Origin of the sequence: Helcococcus sp. KG196, assembly GCF_046035495.1 — a bacterium.
GTDB lineage: Bacteria > Bacillota > Clostridia > Tissierellales > Peptoniphilaceae > Helcococcus > Helcococcus ovis.
In genome coordinates this window covers 1-22,182 of sequence record NZ_JBFNFI010000009.1, presented here as the reverse complement: position 1 = coordinate 22,182, position 22,182 = coordinate 1, and the positions used below count along the sequence as shown (strand labels likewise).

Genomic DNA, 22,182 nt, shown 5'->3' with positions numbered 1-22,182 from the left:
AAAACAATGAGTATAAGCTATGGAGTAGAAGAATATATTAACAGAAATTTTTTATCCTTAAATCGGAATATCTATCGTATTATAAATAAAAGTAGGACTTATTTTAAGTTAGCTAAAAGTGATAAAGATATAATAGTTTTAATTTCTAAAAGTGATTTTGATGAAAATACTAAAAAAATTTTTGAAACGATTAAAGATGTTTATCCGAATATAGAAGTTATCTATTATTCAATATATAATAAAAATTCAATGATAAACGTAAAAATGTTTTTTAAGGAAAATAAAACAGCCATATTAGTAGGAGCATCAGGGGCTGGCAAATCAACCTTAACTAATTATTTGCTATCGATAGAAAATGCAGTAATACAAGATGTTAGAAGTGATGGAAAAGGAAAACACACAACCACATCAAGCTCTCTTTATTATTTGCCGGAAACTAATTCGTATTTGATAGATACACCAGGGTTTAAGACAATTTCCACAAGAAGAGAAGTAGATGAAGATATTTTATTTGAAGAGATAAGCAAATTGAGTAATTTTTGTAAATTTAATGATTGCAAACATGATACAGAACCTGGATGTGCTGTAAAAAAAGCAATTGAAAATGGAGATTTATCAAGAGAGTTATATGATAGATATCTTATAAATAAAGATAAGGAACTTCGATTTAAAAAGTTTGAAAAAAAGAAATTTGCAAAAAAAGAGAGAAAAAAGATATAATATTAAAAACTTATTAGATTTTATAAGTCTAGTATTATATGTGAAGCAATGGAATTCCTTTTAAGGTTTTTTAAAAAGAATTCCCAAAATATATGAAATTAGGGAATTCTTTTTTATTTTTATATTTTTATTTTCAACAAATTTAAAATATTAATCTATATAAAGCCTCATATCCATATTGCATAATATATAAAATAATTCCTATTGCCCAGAATTTTAAGAATGCTGTTATTATAAAAAATCTATGAAACTTAAAATCGGTCATACCACATATCATGCAAGAAATATCATCAGGCATAAATGGTACGATAAGCACTATTATAAACATTTTCTCTATTTTATTGCCTTTATTTAGCCAATCAATTTGTTTGTTTATAGCTTTTTCGGTAAATAGTAACCCGATGAATTTTTTACCATATTTTCTACCTAAATAAAAGTTTATAACTGAACCTATCATTATTGCAACATAATTCAGCATAAAGCCGATTAATGGACCATATGCTATAACAACTGATAAATTAGTTATACCCGATGGATTTACAGGAAAAACTGTGAAAAACGCTTGTAACACTATAAAAAATAATGGAGCAAAAATTCCAAATTTTGAAAGTAGATTTGCAAATTTTTCTCTATCAACAAAATAACCTTCTCTAAATGCTAATATAGTTAAAACGATAATAACTAGAGCAATTATTAATCCAAAAAATTTTAATATTTTTCTTTTTTTGTTAATTTTATTATCTAAATGTTCTTCTTTAATTTTTTCTAATTTTTGTTTGTAATTATCTTGAGTCATTCTTCCTCCAAAATAATAGTACATTTAAATCAATTTAAATTCAAATATATTACTATTTTTTAAATTAAAAAGAGGCAAGATTGCCTCTTATGTATAATCTATTTTATAATTCTTCAAATAAGCTTTTATCAACTCCACATATTGGACATGTCCAATCTTCAGGAATTTCATCAAAAGATGTACCCGGTTCTATACCACTATCTGGGTCACCCACCTCCGGATCATAGATATAACCACACGCTGTACATTCCCACTTTGTCATAAAACTTCCCCCTTAAATTGTATATTATATCTACAATTATATATTATATTATTAAAAATTTAAACTATTCATAAATATGATTAAAATTTACTTAGTTTGGGTAACATTATAGTGCAATGTATAAAGGAGGGCAGATGGAATATTTTTTTTATAAAGAATTTTGCGGTGGAATAAAGAATATAAATAAACTGGTTGATAAAATATTGAAAGATGTCACTCCTATTTTAAATGAAGATTTGCTTTTTGATATAAGGCTTATATTAAATGAGCTTTTAATAAATTGCCATGAACACGGAAATAAGTATGATGAAAAAAAATGTATAGAATTAGAATTTATGATTAATGATAAAACAATTTATTTTTCTGTTAGAGATGAAGGAAAGGGTATTACAGATAGAAAAACTTATGAAAATAGTGAATGCAAATGTCATGGTAGAGGATTGATATTAGTTGAATCTTTAGTTGATGATATTAAGTTTGAAAAAAATAAAGTAAAGTGTTTTATAAAATTATAGCTCCATTATCTTTTTGGATAAGATGGAGTTTTTTTATTTAATTATGTTCAATTTTGTGATAAAATCTATTTTGTGAAAAATACGAGTTAATTAAGAAGTGACCCAGGGAGGGTACAGATGAAAAAGATAAGAAATATAGCAATTATAGCACATGTTGATCATGGAAAGACGACTTTAGTTGATTCTATGTTAAAACAAAGTGGAATTTTTAGAGAAAATCAAGAAGTTTCAGAAAGGGTTATGGATAACAATGACCTGGAAAAAGAGAGAGGAATCACAATTCTTTCAAAAAATACAGCCATAAATTATAATGACTACAAAATTAATATTATTGATACGCCGGGACATGCTGATTTTGGTGGAGAAGTAGAACGTGTATTAAAGATGGCGGATGGAGTATTACTATTAGTAGATGCTTTTGAAGGAGTTATGCCTCAAACAAAATTTGTAATAAAGAAAGCAATCGAATTAAAGTTGCCAGCTTTAATTTGTTTGAATAAAATAGATAGAGATAAGGCAAGACCTGAAGAGGTAATTGATGAAATTTTAGATTTATTTATAAGCTTAGAAGCTCCAGAAGAATATTTAGAAGCACCAATTATTTATGCATCAGGTAAAAACGGGTGGGCTAGCTTAGAGGCAGGTGTCCAAAAAGATGATTTAACTGATTTATTAGATACTATTGTTGAACATATTCCTGAACCAAAAGGTGAATTGGATAGACCTTTTGAAGTTTTAATTTCTACTACAGACTACAGTGAATATTTAGGAAGAATTGGTATAGGTAAAGTTGAACAAGGTGAAATTAAAGTTGGAGATCCTGCATTTATATTGAATTATAATGATTCATCAAAAAAAATGAGAATTAAGATTACTACAATTTATGAATTTGAAGGATTAAATAGAGTTGAAGTACAAAGTGCCAAAGCTGGTTCAATCGTTGCTATTTCAGGGGTTGAAGGTATCCATATTGGGGATACATTATGTCAAAATGAAGATATGGATCCAATTGAATTTGTTAAAATTTCAGAGCCTACATTGGCTATGAGATTTTTAGTAAATAATTCTCCATTTGCCGGTTTAGAGGGAGATTTTGTAACATCAAGACATTTAAGGGCAAGACTTATGAAGGAAAAAGAAACAGATGTTAGCTTAAAAGTAGAGGATACAGAATCAACAGATGCTTTTAAGGTAAGTGGTAGAGGGGAATTACATTTATCCGTTTTAATTGAAAATATGAGAAGAGAAGGATATGAATTCCAGGTATCTAAACCGGAAGTTTTGTTCCATGAAGAAAATGGTAAAAAAATGGAGCCAATGGAAATTGTAACAATTGATGTTGAAGAACAATATGTTGGTACAATTATAAATAAACTAGGTGTTAGAAAAGCTGAAATGACAACCATGGAAAATACATCAGCAGGATATGTCAGACTTACATTTAAGATGCCTGCTAGAGGTATGATAGGATATAGACAGGAATTCATTTCTGATACAAAGGGTACAGGAATTATAAATACTGAATTTGATTCTTATGAACCATATAAAGGGGATATCCCTTCAAGACAATTTGGTTCATTGATTGCTTATGAAACTGGTAAAGCAACGGGTTATGCTCTTGATTCGGCTTGGAAGAGAGGAAATATATTTATCGAACCTGGAGATGAAGTATATGAAGGAATGGTTGTTGGAGAAAATCCAAAGGGATTAGATATTGAAGTTAACGTAGCTAAGAGGAAAGCAAAGACAAATATCAGATCGTCTGCATCAGATGATGCTCCAAACTTGCCACCATCAAAGAAATTAAGTTTAGAGGAAATGCTAGAATTTATTGAAAATGATGAATTGGTAGAAGTTACACCAAAGAGTTTGAGAATAAGAAAAAAAATATTAAATTCAGAAATGAGATATAAATCTAAGAAAAATAGTTAAATTTTTTATATTATGTTATAATTTTATTTAGGGTAACCTAATTTTAATGAGAAAGGCTTATAGTTAAAATGAATGTAGTAAAATCATATAAAAAAGTATTGGAAAAAAAATTATTTTTTATAATCTTTTTGATTTTATCTTTAGTTTTTTTATCTATAGTTTCTATAAATATTGGTTCTTCTGATATGACTATTATGGATAGTATTTTAACTTTGATGGGCAAAAGCTCAAATGAGTTTAATCATATTATCTTTAACATAAGACTTCCCAGAATTTTAGGCGGAATATTTATTGGTATGACAATTGCTTTATCAGGATTGATAATACAATCAGTATTAAACAATCCTTTGGCTTCACCATCAACATTAGGGATTTCAAATGCTTCAGTTTTGGGGGCAAATATATCTTTGATTTTGTTTGCAAAAATAGGGATTGAGAGCAGTATGTTTTTAACCGGATTATCATCTTTTATTGCCGCGGTTATCTGTACTTTTATAATTATAATGTTTTCATCCATGAAAAAATCAAGTAATGCTACTGTTTTATTAGCAGGTATTGCTTTGAACTTTTTATTTTCGGCATTGACTATTTTGATACAATTTTTTTCAACTGATGAAGAAATAGCTTCTGCTGTATCTTGGACTTTTGGAGATCTTGGTAGAATAAATATAAATGAAGTAAAGTTTGTAGCGATTGTATTAGTTGTATCTGCATTAATTATATATAAATTGAGATGGAAATATAATGCGATGGATATGGGAGAGAGTACAGCACATTCTTTAGGAATAAATATTAAAACTATGAGAAATTTATCTATAATTGTAGCTTCTCTTAACACCGGTATAGGAGTTGCTTATGTTGGAATGATTGGATTTGTGGGATTGTTGGCACCTCAAATTTCTAAAAGGATAATAGGAGAAGATAAAAGATTTTTAATTCCGGCAAGTATGCTTTTAGGGTCGATTATAGTTTTAGTGAGTGATTGTATAGGAAGAGTAGCCGTTAAACCACATATATTACCTATAGGAGCAATAACATCTTTGTTTGGTGCACCATTTTTTATTTATATATTATTCAAGGAGAATTAAATGGATTTATTAAAAATAGATAATTTATCTTTTAAATATTCTGATTATATTTTGAAAAATATATGCCTTGATATAAAAAAGGGAGATTTTATTTCACTATTAGGAATAAATGGTGCGGGAAAATCAACTATATTGAAAAATATAAATAAGCTATTGAAACCTCAAAAGGGCTGTATTTATCTAAATGGTAAAAACATTGATAAAATAAGGAATCAAGAATTGGCGAAGAATATTTCATATGTAAGTCAGTATAATAAACCAACTAAAAATACAGTTTTCGATACTATTTTAATTGGTAGAGTTCCTTACATAGACGGAAAAGCAAGGGATATTGATTATGAAAAAGTAGAAAATTTAATATCTAGGTTAAATTTGGAAAAGTATGCATTAAGGGATACAAATTCTCTTAGTGGTGGAGAATTTCAAAAAGTCGTCATTGCTAGGGCATTGGCTCAAGAACCTAAAATTATTTTATTGGATGAACCTACAAGCAATCTTGATATAAAAAATCAGGTTGAAGTTATGACTTTAATTAAAGAATATTGTCTTGAAAAGGGAATTTCTGTAATAATAAGTATTCATGATATAAATTTATCGCTTCAATTTTCTGATAAATACATAATGTTAAAAAATGGAGAAGTATTTATGTATGGAGGAAATAATATAATTTCAGCAGAAAATATTAAAAGTATATATGGACTAGATGTAGATATTATAGAATATAACAATAGAAAAGTAATAATAATTGATTAAGGAGGAAAAATGAAAAAATCACTATTGTTTTTATTATCATTTGTTTTTTTGTTAGTATCTTGTTCTCCTAATATTAAACACAAGGAACAAGGACAAAAAAAAGATAAATCTGTTTCTGAATCATATGTTATAAAGGATATTAAAGGTAGACAAGTAAAATTTGAAAAAGTACCAAAAAAGGTTATAACTCTTGGACATGGAACCTTAAAATATTACACTTATGTGGCTGGCCCTGATGAATTGGTAGGAATAGAAAAGGCTGATAAATCAGTACGTGCTGTTGAAGGACAATCTATTCATCATGCATATGAAAATATAAGAAATGTTGAAACGGTTGGAAATGGAGGACCTAAGATTTCTCCTAATTATGAAAAATTAGCTTATACTAAAGCCGACGTAATTTTTGCAGCATATGAAAGTTCTAAAGAAGATTTTGATAAATTGCAAGAAAAATCAAAAATACCTGTAGTTGCTATTAGTACAATAATGAGTGGAAATATTTTTACTGACGATGCTTATAAAACTTTTGAAATTATAGGTAAAACTATGAAAAAAGAAAAAAGGGCTGAAGAGATAATTAGTAAAATAAAAGAAGTTGAAAAAGATTTAAAATCAAGATCAAAAGATATAAATAAAGAGTTGAGTCCTGAAACTTATTTTGGTGCTACAAGCTTTAGGGGACCACAAGGGATTTTATCTACTAAAACAAATTTAGACTTATTAAATGTTATTAAGGTTAAAAATGTAATGGAAAAATATACTAAGAAAAGATCTATAATAATTGATAAAGAAAAATTATTAGAAATTAATCCGGATCAAATTATTTTAGATATGAGTGGTAAAAAGCCATTGTATGAAGATATAAAGAGAGATCCTAATTTTTATAATTCATTAAAAGCCTTTAAAAATAATAAGGTGTATGCTATAATGCCTTATTTTACATATGGTATGAACTTTGATACAGCTTTAGTTAATATGTATTACATAGGAAAGCTTATGTATCCTGAAAATTACAAAGATGTAAATTTGAAGGAAAAATCCAATAGTATTTATAAGACATTTGTTGGAAAAGAAGTTTATGAAAGCATGATAAAGGTGCATCCGGAAAGTTTTAAGGAGTTTAAGATTAATGAATAGTTTGAGAGATTTATGTATAGAAAAATTAAGTACTCAAAGACAAGATATTGATACATCAAATATAATGTGGAATAAAAGAGCGGAAGAATTTTCAAAGAATGTTTTATCGGAAAAAGATGATTATATTGATTATTTTTTAAGTCATGCTGATATAAAAAATAAAACTGTAATAGATATTGGCTGTGGAAGTGGAAAGTACTTAAAGCTTTTACTTGATCAAGGAGCTATTGTAGAAGGATTAGAGCCATCCATAAATATGATAAAAAAATCAAAAGAATATCTAAATTCTTCAGGATATGATTCTGATAAAATAATAATTCATAATGTTGCTCTTCAGGATTTTGAAATAAAAAAACAGTATGATTATGTTTTTATATCAAACAGCCCTGTCATATCGTATTTTGAAAACTATGATAAGATTTTATCTTTAGCTAAAGAGGGAATATTCATAGGTTCTTGGCTTGAAAGTAGAGATTCATTGCTTGACTATGTTTCAAAAAAACTTAATATAAAGATAAAAGGTCATGGTGGAAACTCGAGTATTTATTTTTTCAATTTACTATTAGAGGATACAAGGAAAGTATGTTTTGAAACTCTTGATTCTGAACAAATTATTAAGATAAAAGAAAATTTATTTATTGAAAGATATGCTAATTGGATCTATGGTGTAAATTATACTGATAATGATATTTCTAAAATATTGGATATTATATCAAAATTAAAAGATGAAAACGGATTATATCAAATTAATAAATCTTCCAAAAGGTCTATGATTTTTGCCTATAAATAAAAAAGGTATATTAATGTTAGTCGGTATATTAAAAATAAAAGAGATAGTTATCAAATATGATTAAAATATGATTGACAAAAAAATGTTAAACAATATATAATAATAATATAAACAATAGGAGGATAAATAGATGAATAAAAACAAAATATCTCCTGCTGTTGTAAGACGTTTGCCAAAATATTTTAGATACTTAACAAATCTTGAAAAAGAAGGAGTCGAAAAAATTTCTTCAAGACAATTAAGTGAAATCACAGGATTTACAGCATCTCAAATAAGACAAGACTTAAATCATTTTGGTGGATTTGGACAGCAAGGTTACGGATACAGAGTTACAGATTTGAAAAATTCAATAATTAAGATTATTGGATTAAATCAAGAATATAATGTTGCGATAGTTGGATTTGGACATATAGGACAAGCTATATACAGATATAGAGGATTTGATACGAAGAAATTTAATGTATTGGGAGTCTTTGACTTAGAGGACTATGAAGCATTGGATGGAAAGGTTAAAGTTCAGTCCATAGATAAATTTGAAGATTTCCTTACAAAAAATCAAGTAGATATAGTTGTTTTAACAGTTCCTAAAGAAGAAGCTCAAAAGGTTTCAGATATGCTAGTTGGAAAAAATGTAAAAGGTGTTTGGAATTTTGCTCCAACAAATGTAAAAGTTGATGATAACATTCCGGTAGAAAATATCCACTTGAGTGAATCGCTATATACATTGATTTATTATATGGGTAATCCAGAACAATATATAGAAAAATAAGAAATAAAGTTCACTGACGGCAATGGTTCTCGCTTCTAAAGAAGCTGTGGATGTGCCTACGTGAACTTTATTTTTTATTGTTTATAATATTTAATATATTTTTTTTAGTATTTAGTTTATTTAATTTATCACATAATTCAAGAGAATTATTTAAATTTTCGTTTGCTTTTTCTTGTTCATTCAACTTTTCGTAAATTTGATATTTTAAAAAGTATAGATAAGGATAGTAGTTTGATAAATTAGATGTATCTATATTAAATAAATTATTTATCATTTTTAAGCATTCTTGATATTTAGCTTTTCTCATTTGTATTATTATATAATTTATTTTTATAGAAATATATGTACTGGATATTATTAAAATGTTTTTATTACAAAAATCAATTATTTCAGTATATTTAGCATACCCATCTGTATAATTTTTCAATATTGCTAATTCTTTTAGGCATCTAAATTCTAAAACATTGTATTTATATTTATCATAATTTTCTATATTATAATCCGGATTATTTATTTTTAATGATTTAATAAAAAATTTGTAAGCATTGTCAAAATCTCTAGGTATATTTCTTAAATAATATATACCTTTAATTAGATAAAAATATTGAGATATGTAGGGAGTTTTATCTAAATTTTTTTCTAAAATTTGTATTTCTTTATTTAAAGAGGTAAAGTTCATATCACTTAATTTATCTTCTATTGAATTTATAGCCTCTTCTACTTCTTCACTATAAAAAGTTAAATGTTTACTAAATATATTTATCAAGTTTAACTTATATACATTTGACAGTGCGACTAAATGATCTAAGAAAATTTTATTGTTACCATTTTCTATACGTCTCAGAGTCTTTATATTTATAAAAGCTCTTTCGGAAACCTCTTTTTGACTTAAAGAAAGATTTTTTCGTATATTTTTTAGTTTTTTTCCAAAATTATTGTACATATAATCTCCTTATATTATCTCACTATATACTCGTTTATTATAACATATTTTTAATAAAAACGAAATGGACAAATTTGTCCCTTATAAATATTTTTTTATTATTATATAATTATTAATAATAAAAAGAAAATGATTGCAAGAGGTATATATGATATTAAAAAGATTACATTTAAGGATTTAGATGAAATATTTAAGGCAATAGGAGCATTATTTATAATTGATGGAAAAATGAGCATTGGTGATTTATTAGTATTTCAAAGTATAAGTCAATATTTTACAGAGCCTGTACAAAATTTAGTTGGGTTACAACTTACATTTCAAGAATCTTCCATAGCTATTAATAGGTTAAATGAATTAATGGCTATACATAAAAATTATTTTAAAATGGTTAGAATTCAGAATTATAAAATCAATGAAACCCATAAAGAAAGTATAGTTGAAAATGATTCTGAAATAATAACATACTTGTAAGAATGTCACAAATTTTATGATAAATATCATAAAGAACAATACTAACCAAGGAGGAGAATATGGAATTAGTATTACCACAAAATTATGTGGAGATTGAACAAGAAGAGATGATGTATTTGGATGGAGGACTTAGTGTTCCAACATGGTCAGTAACTGGTACTATAGCAGCAGCTGTTTATGCATTTTTAGCCGCTAGTGGTGGGGCGGTTGCATCAGGAGGATTGAAAGTAGTTCTTGGATCTATGGGAATGAGAAATGCACTGGCAGCAGGAATTGTTAAGGCGTTAGGAGTTGTGGGAATAAAAATTGGAAACTCACTAGCTGCTACTTGGTTAAAAACTATTGTGAGTGGTGGAGTTTCGGGACTAGCAAGTAATATAGCAACAGAATTAGATAAAAGGGATGGTAAACATGATGGATGGGTTAAGGTATTTTAACTTAATTATTGGCTTAATATCTTTAATAATTAGTTATATTATATTAAAACTATTTAAGAAGAATAAAATTATTATTAACGTGTCCGTTATTATTTTATTAATTGTTATTTCTCTACTAATAGATCTTAATGAAACAATGCAAGTGGTTTTTGGATCTATTTTTGGAGCTACACTTATAAGTACTTTCGATTTATTTAATAAATAATATTTTTATTAGTGAATTTAATAGTAATATAAAGTTACAGGTTAGATATTTCTAACTTGTAACTTTAATTTACAGATACTTGTAACAGAGATTTCTAAATTTACTAATGAAATAAACTTATTAAAAATACAAATCTTATATATTTTTTTTGTTTACATCGATATTATCTGTTTTTGCATCAAGTAAGATAAAGAAAAATTATATTGTCAAAGCCAATGGACAAATAGCAGATAAGAAAATATCATATATTTCTTTAAATGTTAATGGAACTATAAAAGAAATTATGGTTAATGAAGGAACACATGTAAAAAAAGGAGATGTAATTTTTCTTGTATCTAATGGAGAAGAAAATATCCAAAGAAAAGAATTCGGGAAAATCCTACAAGATAACAAGCCTAAGAAGGAATTACTTGAAAAATTTAGACTATCCTTAGATAAAAAACATAATTAGAATACAAGGGACAAATTTGTCCCTTACAAATATTTTTTTATTATTATATAATTATTAATAACAAAAAGAAAATGATTGCAAGAGGTATATATGATATTAAAAAAATACCATTCTACACTACAACATGACCAATCTGATTGTGCTGCAGCCGTGGTTTCAACGATAATAAAAACTTACGGTCTTGAATTAAGCATAATGAAAATTAGAGAAATAATCGGTACTGATATATATGGAACTACTGTAAAAGGTGTAGTTTATGGATTAGAAAAACTTAATTTTAGTGTTAAAGCAGTAAGATTTAAATTATCAGATTTAAATAAAAAAGTAACACTACCCGCTATTTTGCAAGTTAAAACATTAAGTGGAGAAAATCATTTTATTGTATTACATAAAATTTTAAGAAATAACAAATTTTTAATTGATGATCCAGCAATTGGACTAAAAAAAATAAACAACGAAGAATTAGATAAAATATTTTTAGGAATTGCAATCTTTATGATTCCAAAATCAGACTTTGAGGTAAAAAAAGACAAATCAGGCTCTATGTTTAATATATTTAAGCAACTGATATTACCCCAGAAAAAGCTATTTATAACTATAATATTTACATCACTACTTTTAAGTATATTCGGTATATTATCCAGTATATTTTCAAAAATACTTATGGATGAAGTAATACCTTATAAATTAAAAAATACATTATTTGTATTCTTATTTGTATTTGGATTAGTTTCTATTTTACAAACAATGTTATCTGCATTTAGAAAACATATATTACTATTTTTATCAAGAAAAGTAGATATACCAGTACTTATGGGATATTACAATCATATTATACATTTGCCATATATATTTTTTTCATCAAGAAAAACAGGAGATATAATTACCAGATTTCAAGATGCTATGACTATCAAGGATATTTTTACTTCTGTATCAATATCTTTAATTTTAGACATTGGTTTATCTTTAATAAGTACAATCGTACTTATTAATATAAATTTGAAGTTATTTTTAATTTTATTTGTGATGGTTTTAATTAATATAATATTAATTTATATTTTTAAAAAGCCATATAAAGAAATAAATAAAAAACAAATGGAAGCAGGAGCAGTATTAAATTCTCAATTAATAGAATCTTTACAAAATGTAAATACAGTAAAGGCATTAAATGATGAAGAAAATCAACTTGAAAAATTAGAATATAAATTTGTAAATACATTAAAGATAGCTTATGAAGAAGGAGTTTTATCAAATATACAAGGATCTATCTCATCACTTATAAATACACTAGGTGGGATAATATTTATGGCAGTAGGAGCATTATTTATAATTGATGGAAAAATGAGCATTGGAGATTTATTAGTATTTCAAAGTATAAGTCAATATTTTACAGAACCCATTCAAAATTTGGTAGGATTACAACTTACATTTCAAGAGTCTTCAATAGCTATTAATAGGTTAAATGAATTAATGGATTTAAAAAGAGAAGATGAAAATATAGAACATAAAATAAAAAATATAGATTTAAAGAAAGATATAAATTTTGACGATTTATCATTTGCATATGGTTCAAGACCAAATTTATTAAACAATTTTAATCTAAATATAAAACAAGGAGAAAAATTTGCATTTGTAGGAGATAGTGGAGCCGGTAAATCAACAATAGTTAAACTGTTATTAAAATTTATAGAGCCAAATGCAGGAAAAATATCAATTGGAGAATACGATTTATCAGATATAGATAGTTATTTTTTAAGAAATAAAATAGCATATATACCACAAGAAATAGAACTATTTTCAGGAACTATTATAGAAAATCTAAAAATAGGTAATCAAAATGCATCATATGAGGAAATTATTTCGGTTTGTAAGATGGTAGGGATACATAATACTATAGACAGATTGCAAAATAAATATATGTCATATATTGAAGAAAAAGGTGGAAATCTATCAGGAGGTGAAAAACAAAGATTAGCAATAGCTAGAGCTCTTTTATCAGATTCAGATATTTATATATTTGATGAGGCAACATCTAATTTAGACTCATTTAGTGAAAAGATTATACAAGATTTAATCTTTAATAAGATAAAAAATAAGACAGTAATTATAATAGCACATAGAATATCAACAATAGTGAATTGTGATAGGATATGTTTAATAAAAAGTGGACAGATAAAAGAACTTGGTACACATGAAGAACTTTATTCTCAAGGAAGAGAATATCATGATATGGTTAATATTCAAAATAATTTTATAGGAAAATCTGAAAATATGGGAAATTCAATCATAACTGAAAAAGATGAAATAACATATGAATAATAAAGGAGGGGAGGTTCGACATATTATTTTATTAAATTTTAGGCAGATATTACAAATTTTATGATAAATCATAAAGAACGGTAAGTTTCATAAAAAATAACAAAAATAGGAGGAAAATATGGAATTAGTATTACCACAAAATTATGTAGAGATAGAACAAGAAGAGATGGAATATTTGGATGGGGGGGTATATGTTTCTCAAAAAACTGCTAGGGATGTATTAGCAGCAGTTGCTATTAGCCCAGGATCATACATTTTAGCGGCTACATCTTATACGGCTGCTATTGCAGCAGTTAAATGGGTATCCAAGAGATTCGGAGGTGTTTTTGGATGGATTGCGGGAACTGTATTGGGCATTTTAGGTTCACAAGTAATCGAATTTGGTAGAGCTCTAGCTTATACTGCTTTATATGGAGGTAGAGATATTTCATGGAGCTGGAATCCTTTAAATTTTGGCGTTCAGTTTTAGTTTATGAATGATTTTTTAAAGAAAATATTCTACAGTAATTTAGTTCAGAATTTTACAATATTAATAATAAGTGTAATATATTTTAATTTTTATTATATCAATGGTATTGAACAGGTTTCATATTTGTTAATAATATACTTAATATACTTTATCTTTTTATTATATGAATTTTATAATTATGAAAAAAATCAAATTCAGAATACAATTAAGGTATATAATTTATTATCTTTTATCGTAGTGTTACTGTATATGTTAGGTGGAATTGATTTTTTCAAAATAAATATTGCAATATTAGTAACATTAGCAGTTATTTTGCTAAATTTTTCAAGATATATAGTTTTGTTACTATACACAAAGAAAAAGGGTGTTAAATTTATTGATATAGATAAGGAATTTGATGGCGGATCAGTAAAGTTAAATGCATTTGAGATTACTATTTTGATTATAGGTTTTTTATTTTTGACTATCAATATATCTACAAGAATTCAAGTATTAATTAGCATAGCATTAATAACTCTTTATTTTATTATGTATCATAAAAGAATAAATAATTTTAAATTTATCTTCATCTTGATACAAACTTTGATTATATTAAAATATTATGGAATAAGTGGCATATTAAATTATTCTATTTATGGCTTAATTTTTATGCTTTTATTTAGAAAAACCAAGTAAGGATAATAATAAGTAATTAGGATAGATTATTTTAATATTTCTATCTTAATTACTTATTAAAATAATACAATTCAGGATGAAATATAGGTAAGAGAGATAGAACAAGAAGAGATGGAATATTTAGATGGGGGTGGGGTACCAAGATGGTTGGCAGCGGCAGGTTTTGATATTGCTTTACTTGCAATACCTGCATTAGCTCCACTTGCTGGGATAAAATTTTTAGGAAAACAAGCTGCACAAAGTTTAATAAAAAAATTTGCACCTAAAATTGCAGGAGCTGTAAAAACAGTAGCAACAAAAGTTTTGGGTTTTTCAATTTCATTTTCTGCAAATAGAATAGCAAATCTTATTGTTGATGGGGCTTCAAACTTTACAAGTATTGGAGGAGTAGCAGCATATGCACTTGATTATTTAGATGGAGATCTTAATGGTTGGATCTTTTAGGATGAAAATATGAAATTGTCTATAGAATATAAGGAAGATTTCCCAAATTTAGTAAGAATAAAATCGGATAAAAAAATTCTATTTTTTGAAAAGTTAAAATCAAAAAATAATTTTATAATCGAAAATCTAACTCAACTTTCTATTGAAATTTTGCCATATTATGAAGGGAGTATATTAAATAAAATTTTTTATTATTTTAATTTTTTACTAATTCTTTTAACAGGAATGAGTGATGAAAATTTATTTAATAATATAAAATCAACTTGCATAAATTTTGATAATTTGAAATTTGTAGATAAACTAAATATTGAAATTTTTAAAAATATAGAAGTAATACAAAATGTAGAATACAAATTTGAAGAATATGTAAATAAAAAACATTATATACCATTTTTTTTGATATTTTGTTTACCTATATTCATACTTTTAATATATTTATTTATTAATTTATTGTCAGTCCAAACAAATAGTATTTTAAAATATGTACTTTTGACATTTATTTTTATAATATTTAGTATATTATTTTATAAAAATTTCAAACTTATTAAGATGATTAGATAAAAAATAGGCAGATGTTACAAATTTTATGAGAAAGCATGAATAAAAGTAAGTTAATAAAAAATAATAAAAATAGGAGAAAATATGGAATTAGTATTATCACAAAATTATTTAGATATATAACAAGAAGAAAAGGAAGATCAGATGGATATATTTATTAATAATAAAATAACTTTACTCTTAATAGTAATTTTTATGATGTTAATATCAACATTATTATATTTATCAATAAAAGCAGTTAAAACTAAGAATTACAAAATTCTAGAAAAGTATTTAAGTCTTTACATTATGGGGGTATTTGTAACAGGAATTTTAGCTATAATTAATATTTTATTAAATAAATAACGTAGAATTATAAGATTATTTATAATATTTTTAATTATCATTCATATGAGGGGGCAAGATGGTAAGACTAAAAAAAATAAAAAAGGTATATATTATATATTTTGTACTTGTATCAGTAGTATTTATTTTTTCATATATACTTTCAACAAAAATGGACAGTAAGAATATTATAGAAAATATGGATGAAAATAAAATAAAAGAATTTTTTCAATATGTTGAATATAAAAATCGAATAATTATGATGCTTTTAAGTATTTCGATAAGTAGTAGTGTTTTGCTATTAAAAGAGTTATTAAAAAATAAATAAAAAGTTTCATTTGAAATAAATTAATTTTCAAATGCACTATATTTAACTTAAAGAAAAAATAATAAAAATAGGAGGAAAATATGGAATTAGTATTACCACAAAATTATGTAGAGATAGAACAAGAAGAGATGGAGTATTTGGATGGGGGAGGAGTTGGCTATAATTGGTGGAATAATGCAAAAAATGTAGGAACTGCTTTGGATGTAATCTTTTCAGCCGCAGGATTTGGTGTAGGGATTTATAATTCGTATGCATTAAAAAAATTTTTAAGACAAAATGCTAATAAAGCCGTTAAAATGGTTTATTCTAAAATAGTAGGTTATGCAGGTATGACTATAGGAGGATTTGTTGCAGGAATAGCAAATTTAGTAATGACAGCTATAGGAACATCTTTAGGACAAATAATGTCAAATGTATTAGACAGAATAGATGGAAGATATGATGGATATCTTTGGGCATAATAATTTGTTTCTATATGCAGCTATTTTAATTTCAATAATAGGATTATTAACTTATTTATATTTTTTATATACGGGATTTAAAAATAAAAATTTTAGTAAATTATTGAAAAATATTAATATTATTATCTTTATTATGATAATAGCTTTAATTTTAGGAATTATAGCTATTTTAATAAAATAATAATATTTTATTAAAATTAATATATTTATGAACAAAATATAATAATTATATTAAGGTTGAAAAATATAAAGGAGAATTATGTATGAAAAAATATAGTATTTTGATACGAACAATACTAGTATTTTTAGTTGTATTTATTCTTAATTTTTATTTATTTGATATGTATAAATTTTCTTACATTATAAAATCAATAATAACATTTATTAGTATTTTTATAGTTCTTTATTTTACAAAAGAAGATAATAAAAAATAAGAGGTATATTTATTTTTTCATTTTATAATAAAACAGTTTTTTAGTAAAAAATTTATAAAAATAATAAGTCTATCCTGAAACTTCAGGATAGATTTAAATTAAACATTAATATAGGAAGGTGAGGCTCGACATATTATTTTATTAAATTTTAGGCAGATATTACAAATTTTATGATAAATCATAAAGAACGGTAAGTTTCATAAAAAATAACAAAAATAGGAGGAAAATATGGAATTAGTATTACCACAAAATTATGTAGAGATAGAACAAGAAGAGATGGAATATTTGGATGGGGGATGGTCTCCTGAGCAAGTATTAAAAAATTTAACAGGTTTGGCTGCTGTTGCAGGTATGGCAACTGTTGCAAATCATATAAGAAATGTAATTAAAGATAATCCTGGGATTGGTTTTTGGGCTTTAGTAGCTAAAACAGGATCTACTGCTAAAGCGGCATTTGTTTTATTACCATTTTGGGCTAAAATTGGGACAATTGGTGTTGGAGCAGCAGTTATTTATGCTTTAGGAACATGGGATATTTTTTAAAATGTTAAAAAAAATATTAAGTGTATTATCAATATTAGCTATTATAATATTGATAATATATAGACTAGGAATATCAAAAATAAGTATTATAGAATACATTCTATTCTTTTTGATAATGTTACAGGATATAAAATCTCTAAAAGAAAAATGATAAATTAATATGAAAATTTAATTTATCTACTATTTTTTTGAGATTATTTCAGTAAAATTTAACAATTAATTTTAAAATAGAAATAAATAATAAGTCTATCCTGAAACTTCGGGATAGACTTAAATTAAACATTAATATAGGGAGGTATGATGCCGAAATTAGAAGTAAAAGAAAACAAAAAATTAAAATTACAAAAAGTTATTTGTAAAGAATTAAATAATATTGAAATAGAAAAATTTGATATTGAAATTAATAATTTTTTAAATTCTATAAAAGCATTAAAGGCTCAAGTTTTTGGACCTGTAGTAATTAGAAATAAAGGTACTGATATAAGCGAAAATGGGATTATAACATCAAGTTATGAAATATACATACAGGCACATGATTATTTACAATATAAAAATCAATTTATAGTAAAAGATGAGATTTCTGTAGAATATTGTATATATATTAGATATGAAGGAAAACCTGAATATTTACAATTAGCTTTTAACAAATTAGAAATTTATGAATACGAAGAAGAGATAATAACTAAGGGTGATATATACATGGTATCACTAGAAGAAAATGAGAAATGTATAAAAATGGATATATTTAAACCGGTAAAGATGATATGAAATTATATAATAAAGAAGATTTAAGAAATTCAAGAATATTTTTTGATAAAAAACCACCTAAATTTATGATTTTTTTGGTTTATTTTTTGATATTTTCAGTGATAATGTCTATATTAGGTGCTGGTAAAATTAATAAAAATTATATAGTAAAAGCACAAGGAAGTATTGCAGACAAAAATATAGTTTATCACTCATCTAATGTAAATGGAACTGTAATTAAATTAATTAAAAATGAGGGAGATTATGTCAAAGAAGATGAGAGTATATTAATAATTTCAAATGGAGAAGAAAATACACAAAGAAAAGAATATGAAAAAATTTTAAAAGAAAATAAAGAAAAGTTGGAATTATTAAATAAATATAGAAATTCACTAGATACAAAACAAAATTTATTGAAGGATATGGGAGCAGAGCAAGAGTATTATGGTAAGGTGGAATATTATCTTTCCGGATTAAAAGGAGATGGATTAAACAAATCCTTCTTAAATGAAGATATAGGAAAAAAGCAACATAAATTAGCATCAAAGATAAATGAAAAAAATGAGTTAGGAAATTCTATAAAAAATTTAGAAGAAAATAAAAAATATTATGATAAATTAGCTTCTGATTATGAAAAATTAAATTATGAAATATCTGATTTAGAAGCAGAAATTTTACAATTAAAAAGCAATGAAAAAGAAAATTCAAATTTAATTAAAATAAAAGAAAAAGAATTAAAAGTTAAGAAAGAAAAGTATAGAGAAAATTCAAAAATAGTTGAAAATAGAGCAAAATCAGAAAATGAATATCAAACAACAAAATCAAAAATAGAATCTTTAACATCAGAAATAGATGGGTTAAGTGAAGAAATAAAACAATTGAACAGACAGGAAGTTTCGCCGAAACAATCAAATCAAATATATTTTCAACTTATAAATGAAATCGGGGCAGAAATAAAAACAATAGAAAAAAATAATGCAGATATAAATCTAAATATATCAGTATTATCAAAAAGAGATAAAAATTATGAATTAAAAGCAAAAAAATCAGGGAAAATACATTTTCTAAATAATATAAAAGAGGGATTAAATGTACAAGCAAATCAGCCGTTATTAGAAATATCCACATTAGAAAAAGAAAATTATTATGTAGATGCATATGTAAATATTATTGACATATCTAAAATAAAAATAAATCAAGATGTTGATATTTCAATTATTGGAGTTAATACATATAAATATGGTACATTAAAAGGAAAAATTAAATATATAGAAAATGGGACAACTAGTATTCAAACACAAGAGGGAAATAAGAGCTTCTATAAAGTTAAAGTAGAATTGGAAATAAAAGAATTGGTAAGCAAAAAAGATAAAATAAAATTATTTTTATCAATGCCTGTAGAAGCAAGAATAATTTATGATAAAGAAACTTATTTAGATTATATTTTAGAAAAATTAAGTTTTAAGGAATAAAATAGGAGGAAAATATGGAATTAGTATTACCACAAAATTACGTAGAGATAGAACAAGAGGAAATGGAGTATTTGGATGGGGGAATATATGTTAATGATGAAACAGTTAAACAAATAGGATATGCATTAGGAGTAACAGGATCTACAAGTATAGCTGCAGTAGCTATATCTGTAAAATTGGGAGCGGCGGCAATAGTAGCAAAATTATCTGTCATTCCGGGAGGAAATATAATTGCCGCTGTAGGAGCTGCATATATAATAGCAAACGCAGGAAATATAGCTCCAGCATTTGTTAGTGCATTGGTAAGAGGTAAGGGAATGGATATAGGAACTAGCTGGTGGTACGCATTACCAGTTTTATCATTTTCAGCTAGATAAAATTATTTATGAAAAATTTATATAACTTTAAAAAAGATAATAATATATTTGTTCACTTTATTTACTATATTTTAGTACTTTTATTACTATATTATAAACTAAAAACAAAAAGTGTAATAATTTTTGTTTTATTTATTTTTATCTGTTTATCTTTAGTGTATAGTATGACCGTAAATAATTATAAAGTGATTCCTACTAAAACAATAGGAAAAGTATTATATTATTTTAGAATAATACTGAAAATTTCATTTTATTTAATTATGATAGGATTAAATGTAGAAAATTCTAATTATATTATCTATATATTTATTTTTTATTTACTGTTAGAAATTTTAATTACAAATATTTACATTAAATTCAAAAAAAATATTTTTTATTATTTTTCAGATGATAAAATAAGTAAAAAATATGAAAATATTATTAATAAGAAATAATAAAATAGGTAAAATAAAGTAGGGTTTTATTAAAAAATAATAAAAATAGGAGGAAAATATGGAATTAGTATTACCACAAAATTACGTAGAGATAGAACAAGAGGAAATGGAGTATTTGGATGGTGGGGAAATGCAGTATATGGAAGCACCGGGAAAATTATCAAAAGAGAAATGGATATATATGTATACTGCTCAGCCTTATGCTTTTTATAAAAATTCTAAAACAGGAGAAATAAAAATGGTACAGGTTACATCTATAAATCAACATCTTATTAATGTTGTTACAAAAAAATGGGCAGATTCTATAGCTAATGCTGGAAATTACTTTGGAGGTAGACCATAACAATGAACAAAAGGGAACAGAAAAAAGTTTTTTTAGATAAATTACATAATATTTATAACAATAAGCAGTTAAATTTATCTAAAAACACAAAAAGTGAAATATTGAAACAATATACAGAGTTAATGAATGGCAAAACTAATATAAATTATGCATCTTATCATCTTTATCCTTTTATTAAAAATGAATGTTATAATAATAAATCAGACGAATTAGATGAACTTTTAAAACTTGTTCTAAAATATAGATGGAGAAGTTATTTTGGAATGATTTTGTGTTCAGCTTTTGATGGATTTAGATAAAAAATGGATAAGTAAAATAGTTAAAAACTCATCAAAAATTTAGTAAAAACATAAAACAAGCTCTAGATTTAAATATCTGGGGCTTGTTTTTGGCATAATATTAATATGAAAAGCAAAAATAATATACCATGTTTAAATTTTAATTTAAATTATGGACACATTCAAGTTAAAATGGATTTTAATACTTATATTGTGGTTGAAAATAATGTTAAATTAAGGAGTTTGCAAAATTTAGTAAAGAAATTAAATTTAGATATAATAAAAAATGCTTACTCTCAAAAAGTAATAAAATCAGTAATAGACGCAGTTTCAATGTTTCAGATTTTAATCTATTGTTATTTATAGAGTATTAAATTAAAAAAAATAGAAAAATGTGCAAATATGATCTGAAAGTTCTATATTTACTTTAAGGTCAAAATCTCCGGTGTAAATGTCAATTGAAAAATGGTTCACGATAATATTCGAAAAATGGTCCATTTAAATTTAAATGGACCATTTTTCGGCTATTATTAATTGATTTATGAACCACTTTTAGATTAGCATTTACATCCAGATCATTCTACTATCAATAGATTTAGACACAAATTGGAAATTTTTGTAGAAAAAATAATAAATTATTAATTTATAATGACCTTTCAGATGTGTCCGATATTTGTATTGATGGAAAATAGAACCAAAATACTGGT

31 protein-coding genes are annotated in these 22,182 nt (G+C 25.1%); 28 read left to right on the top strand and 3 right to left on the bottom strand.

Annotation, left to right across the window (positions count from 1 at the left end; translation table 11 throughout):
* The first annotated feature begins 6 nt into the window (after positions 1–6).
* The gene (gene rsgA / locus ABGF45_RS05115; RefSeq protein WP_134711303.1) at positions 7–720 is read left to right on the top strand and encodes a ribosome small subunit-dependent GTPase A; all 714 of its coding nucleotides are present in this window, start codon (positions 7–9) and stop codon (positions 718–720) included.
* Positions 721–862: 142 nt separating this feature from the next.
* Here the strand turns inward: rsgA and ABGF45_RS05110 are convergent, their stop codons facing one another.
* The gene (locus ABGF45_RS05110) at positions 863–1,516 is read right to left on the bottom strand and encodes a TVP38/TMEM64 family protein (protein ID WP_167554079.1); all 654 of its coding nucleotides are present in this window, start codon (positions 1,514–1,516) and stop codon (positions 863–865) included.
* 103 nt (positions 1,517–1,619) lie between these two features.
* Positions 1,620–1,778: a rubredoxin gene (gene rd, locus ABGF45_RS05105; protein WP_134711301.1), complete on the bottom strand. Its 159-nt coding sequence runs from the start codon at positions 1,776–1,778 to the stop codon at positions 1,620–1,622.
* A gap of 134 nt (positions 1,779–1,912) precedes the next feature.
* Here rd and ABGF45_RS05100 point away from each other — a divergent pair, with 134 nt between their 5' ends.
* The 7 genes from ABGF45_RS05100 (at position 1,913) to ABGF45_RS05070 (ending at position 8,762) form a co-directional block, all read left to right on the top strand.
* The gene (locus ABGF45_RS05100; RefSeq protein ID WP_167554080.1) at positions 1,913–2,293 is read left to right on the top strand and encodes an ATP-binding protein; all 381 of its coding nucleotides are present in this window, start codon (positions 1,913–1,915) and stop codon (positions 2,291–2,293) included.
* A gap of 117 nt (positions 2,294–2,410) precedes the next feature.
* Positions 2,411–4,225 (top strand): translational GTPase TypA, encoded by a 1,815-nt coding sequence (typA, locus tag ABGF45_RS05095; RefSeq protein ID WP_134711299.1) that lies wholly within the window; start codon positions 2,411–2,413, stop codon positions 4,223–4,225.
* 68 nt (positions 4,226–4,293) lie between these two features.
* The gene (locus ABGF45_RS05090; protein WP_134743881.1) at positions 4,294–5,313 is read left to right on the top strand and encodes an iron ABC transporter permease; all 1,020 of its coding nucleotides are present in this window, start codon (positions 4,294–4,296) and stop codon (positions 5,311–5,313) included.
* A complete protein-coding gene (locus ABGF45_RS05085; protein ID WP_134711297.1) occupies positions 5,314–6,066 on the top strand; it encodes an ABC transporter ATP-binding protein in 753 nt (250 codons plus the stop codon). It abuts the gene before it with no gap.
* 9 nt (positions 6,067–6,075) lie between these two features.
* A complete protein-coding gene (locus ABGF45_RS05080) occupies positions 6,076–7,203 on the top strand; it encodes an ABC transporter substrate-binding protein (RefSeq protein ID WP_134743880.1) in 1,128 nt (375 codons plus the stop codon).
* Positions 7,196–7,993, top strand: a complete 798-nt coding sequence (locus ABGF45_RS05075; protein WP_134711295.1) for a bifunctional 2-polyprenyl-6-hydroxyphenol methylase/3-demethylubiquinol 3-O-methyltransferase UbiG — start codon at positions 7,196–7,198, stop codon at positions 7,991–7,993. The genes ABGF45_RS05080 and ABGF45_RS05075 overlap by 8 nt, the downstream gene beginning before the upstream one ends.
* Before the next feature lie 130 nt (positions 7,994–8,123).
* Positions 8,124–8,762, top strand: a complete 639-nt coding sequence (locus ABGF45_RS05070) for a redox-sensing transcriptional repressor Rex (RefSeq protein WP_134711294.1) — start codon at positions 8,124–8,126, stop codon at positions 8,760–8,762.
* Positions 8,763–8,829: 67 nt separating this feature from the next.
* On the opposite strand, the gene ABGF45_RS05065 is transcribed toward ABGF45_RS05070, so the two are convergent.
* Positions 8,830–9,705 (bottom strand): helix-turn-helix domain-containing protein, encoded by an 876-nt coding sequence (locus ABGF45_RS05065; RefSeq protein WP_134711293.1) that lies wholly within the window; start codon positions 9,703–9,705, stop codon positions 8,830–8,832.
* A gap of 129 nt (positions 9,706–9,834) precedes the next feature.
* Between ABGF45_RS05065 and ABGF45_RS05060 the strand changes: the two genes are divergently transcribed.
* The 20 genes from ABGF45_RS05060 (at position 9,835) to ABGF45_RS04965 (ending at position 21,841) form a co-directional block, all read left to right on the top strand.
* The gene (locus tag ABGF45_RS05060; RefSeq protein WP_209021573.1) at positions 9,835–10,176 is read left to right on the top strand and encodes a hypothetical protein; all 342 of its coding nucleotides are present in this window, start codon (positions 9,835–9,837) and stop codon (positions 10,174–10,176) included.
* Positions 10,177–10,235: 59 nt separating this feature from the next.
* Positions 10,236–10,613: a hypothetical protein gene (locus ABGF45_RS05055; RefSeq protein ID WP_134743879.1), complete on the top strand. Its 378-nt coding sequence runs from the start codon at positions 10,236–10,238 to the stop codon at positions 10,611–10,613.
* A 353-nt stretch (positions 10,614–10,966) separates the two neighbouring features.
* Complete coding sequence (locus ABGF45_RS05050; RefSeq protein WP_167554081.1) at positions 10,967–11,269, top strand: biotin/lipoyl-binding protein; 303 nt, start codon at positions 10,967–10,969, stop codon at positions 11,267–11,269.
* A gap of 90 nt (positions 11,270–11,359) precedes the next feature.
* Entirely contained in the window at positions 11,360–13,588 is a 2,229-nt protein-coding gene (locus ABGF45_RS05045) for a peptidase domain-containing ABC transporter (protein ID WP_209021572.1), read from the top strand.
* 118 nt (positions 13,589–13,706) lie between these two features.
* Positions 13,707–14,057: a hypothetical protein gene (locus ABGF45_RS05040; RefSeq protein WP_134743877.1), complete on the top strand. Its 351-nt coding sequence runs from the start codon at positions 13,707–13,709 to the stop codon at positions 14,055–14,057.
* Positions 14,058–14,306: 249 nt separating this feature from the next.
* The gene (locus tag ABGF45_RS05035; protein WP_134711289.1) at positions 14,307–14,732 is read left to right on the top strand and encodes a hypothetical protein; all 426 of its coding nucleotides are present in this window, start codon (positions 14,307–14,309) and stop codon (positions 14,730–14,732) included.
* A 111-nt stretch (positions 14,733–14,843) separates the two neighbouring features.
* A complete protein-coding gene (locus ABGF45_RS05030) occupies positions 14,844–15,176 on the top strand; it encodes a hypothetical protein (protein WP_134711288.1) in 333 nt (110 codons plus the stop codon).
* Between the two features lie 9 nt (positions 15,177–15,185).
* A complete protein-coding gene (locus tag ABGF45_RS05025) occupies positions 15,186–15,737 on the top strand; it encodes a hypothetical protein (protein WP_134768821.1) in 552 nt (183 codons plus the stop codon).
* A gap of 35 nt (positions 15,738–15,772) precedes the next feature.
* Complete coding sequence (locus ABGF45_RS05020) at positions 15,773–15,895, top strand: hypothetical protein (protein ID WP_280633464.1); 123 nt, start codon at positions 15,773–15,775, stop codon at positions 15,893–15,895.
* Complete coding sequence (locus ABGF45_RS05015; protein WP_134711286.1) at positions 15,879–16,079, top strand: hypothetical protein; 201 nt, start codon at positions 15,879–15,881, stop codon at positions 16,077–16,079. The genes ABGF45_RS05020 and ABGF45_RS05015 overlap by 17 nt, the downstream gene beginning before the upstream one ends.
* Before the next feature lie 58 nt (positions 16,080–16,137).
* Positions 16,138–16,386, top strand: a complete 249-nt coding sequence (locus tag ABGF45_RS05010; protein WP_134744562.1) for a hypothetical protein — start codon at positions 16,138–16,140, stop codon at positions 16,384–16,386.
* A gap of 80 nt (positions 16,387–16,466) precedes the next feature.
* Complete coding sequence (locus tag ABGF45_RS05005) at positions 16,467–16,847, top strand: argininosuccinate lyase (RefSeq protein ID WP_134711284.1); 381 nt, start codon at positions 16,467–16,469, stop codon at positions 16,845–16,847.
* Between the two features lie 263 nt (positions 16,848–17,110).
* Positions 17,111–17,281, top strand: a complete 171-nt coding sequence (locus ABGF45_RS05000) for a hypothetical protein (RefSeq protein ID WP_167554082.1) — start codon at positions 17,111–17,113, stop codon at positions 17,279–17,281.
* Between the two features lie 228 nt (positions 17,282–17,509).
* A complete protein-coding gene (locus ABGF45_RS04995; protein WP_134711283.1) occupies positions 17,510–17,824 on the top strand; it encodes a hypothetical protein in 315 nt (104 codons plus the stop codon).
* Between the two features lie 300 nt (positions 17,825–18,124).
* Entirely contained in the window at positions 18,125–18,592 is a 468-nt protein-coding gene (locus tag ABGF45_RS04990; protein ID WP_134744563.1) for an AraC family transcriptional regulator, read from the top strand.
* Positions 18,589–20,043, top strand: coding sequence for an HlyD family efflux transporter periplasmic adaptor subunit (locus tag ABGF45_RS04985; protein WP_134711281.1), 1,455 nt, complete (start codon positions 18,589–18,591; stop codon positions 20,041–20,043). The genes ABGF45_RS04990 and ABGF45_RS04985 overlap by 4 nt, the downstream gene beginning before the upstream one ends.
* Before the next feature lie 14 nt (positions 20,044–20,057).
* A complete protein-coding gene (locus ABGF45_RS04980) occupies positions 20,058–20,420 on the top strand; it encodes a hypothetical protein (RefSeq protein ID WP_134711280.1) in 363 nt (120 codons plus the stop codon).
* Between the two features lie 492 nt (positions 20,421–20,912).
* Positions 20,913–21,197 carry a hypothetical protein gene (locus ABGF45_RS04975; RefSeq protein ID WP_134711279.1) on the top strand — a complete coding sequence of 95 codons (285 nt, stop codon included), beginning with the start codon at positions 20,913–20,915 and terminating at the stop codon, positions 21,195–21,197.
* Between the two features lie 2 nt (positions 21,198–21,199).
* Positions 21,200–21,496, top strand: coding sequence for a hypothetical protein (locus tag ABGF45_RS04970; RefSeq protein WP_134711278.1), 297 nt, complete (start codon positions 21,200–21,202; stop codon positions 21,494–21,496).
* Between the two features lie 105 nt (positions 21,497–21,601).
* Positions 21,602–21,841 carry a hypothetical protein gene (locus tag ABGF45_RS04965; RefSeq protein WP_134744564.1) on the top strand — a complete coding sequence of 80 codons (240 nt, stop codon included), beginning with the start codon at positions 21,602–21,604 and terminating at the stop codon, positions 21,839–21,841.
* Positions 21,842–22,182: the final 341 nt, after the last annotated feature.

Excerpts from the sequence above, each read along its gene's own strand:
- ABGF45_RS05010 (WP_134744562.1), top strand. The coding sequence starts at position 16,138 with ATGGTAAGACTAAAAAAAATAAAAAAGGTATATATTATATATTTTGTA.
- ABGF45_RS04975 (WP_134711279.1), top strand. The coding sequence starts at position 20,913 with ATGGAATTAGTATTACCACAAAATTACGTAGAGATAGAACAAGAGGAA.
- ABGF45_RS04990 (WP_134744563.1), top strand. The coding sequence starts at position 18,125 with ATGCCGAAATTAGAAGTAAAAGAAAACAAAAAATTAAAATTACAAAAA.
- ABGF45_RS05090 (WP_134743881.1), top strand. The coding sequence starts at position 4,294 with ATGAATGTAGTAAAATCATATAAAAAAGTATTGGAAAAAAAATTATTT.
- ABGF45_RS05040 (WP_134743877.1), top strand. The coding sequence starts at position 13,707 with ATGGAATTAGTATTACCACAAAATTATGTAGAGATAGAACAAGAAGAG.
- ABGF45_RS05000 (WP_167554082.1), top strand. The coding sequence starts at position 17,111 with ATGAAAAAATATAGTATTTTGATACGAACAATACTAGTATTTTTAGTT.
- ABGF45_RS05030 (WP_134711288.1), top strand. The coding sequence starts at position 14,844 with ATGGAATATTTAGATGGGGGTGGGGTACCAAGATGGTTGGCAGCGGCA.
- ABGF45_RS05005 (WP_134711284.1), top strand. The coding sequence starts at position 16,467 with ATGGAATTAGTATTACCACAAAATTATGTAGAGATAGAACAAGAAGAG.
- ABGF45_RS05065 (WP_134711293.1), bottom strand. The coding sequence starts at position 9,705 with ATGTACAATAATTTTGGAAAAAAACTAAAAAATATACGAAAAAATCTT.
- ABGF45_RS05060 (WP_209021573.1), top strand. The coding sequence starts at position 9,835 with ATGATTGCAAGAGGTATATATGATATTAAAAAGATTACATTTAAGGAT.
- ABGF45_RS05025 (WP_134768821.1), top strand. The coding sequence starts at position 15,186 with ATGAAATTGTCTATAGAATATAAGGAAGATTTCCCAAATTTAGTAAGA.
- ABGF45_RS05100 (WP_167554080.1), top strand. The coding sequence starts at position 1,913 with ATGGAATATTTTTTTTATAAAGAATTTTGCGGTGGAATAAAGAATATA.
- ABGF45_RS05035 (WP_134711289.1), top strand. The coding sequence starts at position 14,307 with ATGTTAGGTGGAATTGATTTTTTCAAAATAAATATTGCAATATTAGTA.
- ABGF45_RS05020 (WP_280633464.1), top strand. The coding sequence starts at position 15,773 with ATGAATAAAAGTAAGTTAATAAAAAATAATAAAAATAGGAGAAAATAT.
- rsgA (WP_134711303.1), top strand. The coding sequence starts at position 7 with ATGAGTATAAGCTATGGAGTAGAAGAATATATTAACAGAAATTTTTTA.
- ABGF45_RS05045 (WP_209021572.1), top strand. The coding sequence starts at position 11,360 with ATGATATTAAAAAAATACCATTCTACACTACAACATGACCAATCTGAT.
- typA (WP_134711299.1), top strand. The coding sequence starts at position 2,411 with ATGAAAAAGATAAGAAATATAGCAATTATAGCACATGTTGATCATGGA.
- ABGF45_RS05080 (WP_134743880.1), top strand. The coding sequence starts at position 6,076 with ATGAAAAAATCACTATTGTTTTTATTATCATTTGTTTTTTTGTTAGTA.
- ABGF45_RS05085 (WP_134711297.1), top strand. The coding sequence starts at position 5,314 with ATGGATTTATTAAAAATAGATAATTTATCTTTTAAATATTCTGATTAT.
- ABGF45_RS05110 (WP_167554079.1), bottom strand. The coding sequence starts at position 1,516 with ATGACTCAAGATAATTACAAACAAAAATTAGAAAAAATTAAAGAAGAA.
- ABGF45_RS04970 (WP_134711278.1), top strand. The coding sequence starts at position 21,200 with ATGAACAAAAGGGAACAGAAAAAAGTTTTTTTAGATAAATTACATAAT.
- rd (WP_134711301.1), bottom strand. The coding sequence starts at position 1,778 with ATGACAAAGTGGGAATGTACAGCGTGTGGTTATATCTATGATCCGGAG.
- ABGF45_RS05055 (WP_134743879.1), top strand. The coding sequence starts at position 10,236 with ATGGAATTAGTATTACCACAAAATTATGTGGAGATTGAACAAGAAGAG.
- ABGF45_RS05070 (WP_134711294.1), top strand. The coding sequence starts at position 8,124 with ATGAATAAAAACAAAATATCTCCTGCTGTTGTAAGACGTTTGCCAAAA.
- ABGF45_RS05015 (WP_134711286.1), top strand. The coding sequence starts at position 15,879 with ATGGATATATTTATTAATAATAAAATAACTTTACTCTTAATAGTAATT.
- ABGF45_RS04995 (WP_134711283.1), top strand. The coding sequence starts at position 17,510 with ATGGAATTAGTATTACCACAAAATTATGTAGAGATAGAACAAGAAGAG.
- ABGF45_RS04965 (WP_134744564.1), top strand. The coding sequence starts at position 21,602 with ATGAAAAGCAAAAATAATATACCATGTTTAAATTTTAATTTAAATTAT.
- ABGF45_RS05075 (WP_134711295.1), top strand. The coding sequence starts at position 7,196 with ATGAATAGTTTGAGAGATTTATGTATAGAAAAATTAAGTACTCAAAGA.
- ABGF45_RS04980 (WP_134711280.1), top strand. The coding sequence starts at position 20,058 with ATGGAATTAGTATTACCACAAAATTACGTAGAGATAGAACAAGAGGAA.
- ABGF45_RS04985 (WP_134711281.1), top strand. The coding sequence starts at position 18,589 with ATGAAATTATATAATAAAGAAGATTTAAGAAATTCAAGAATATTTTTT.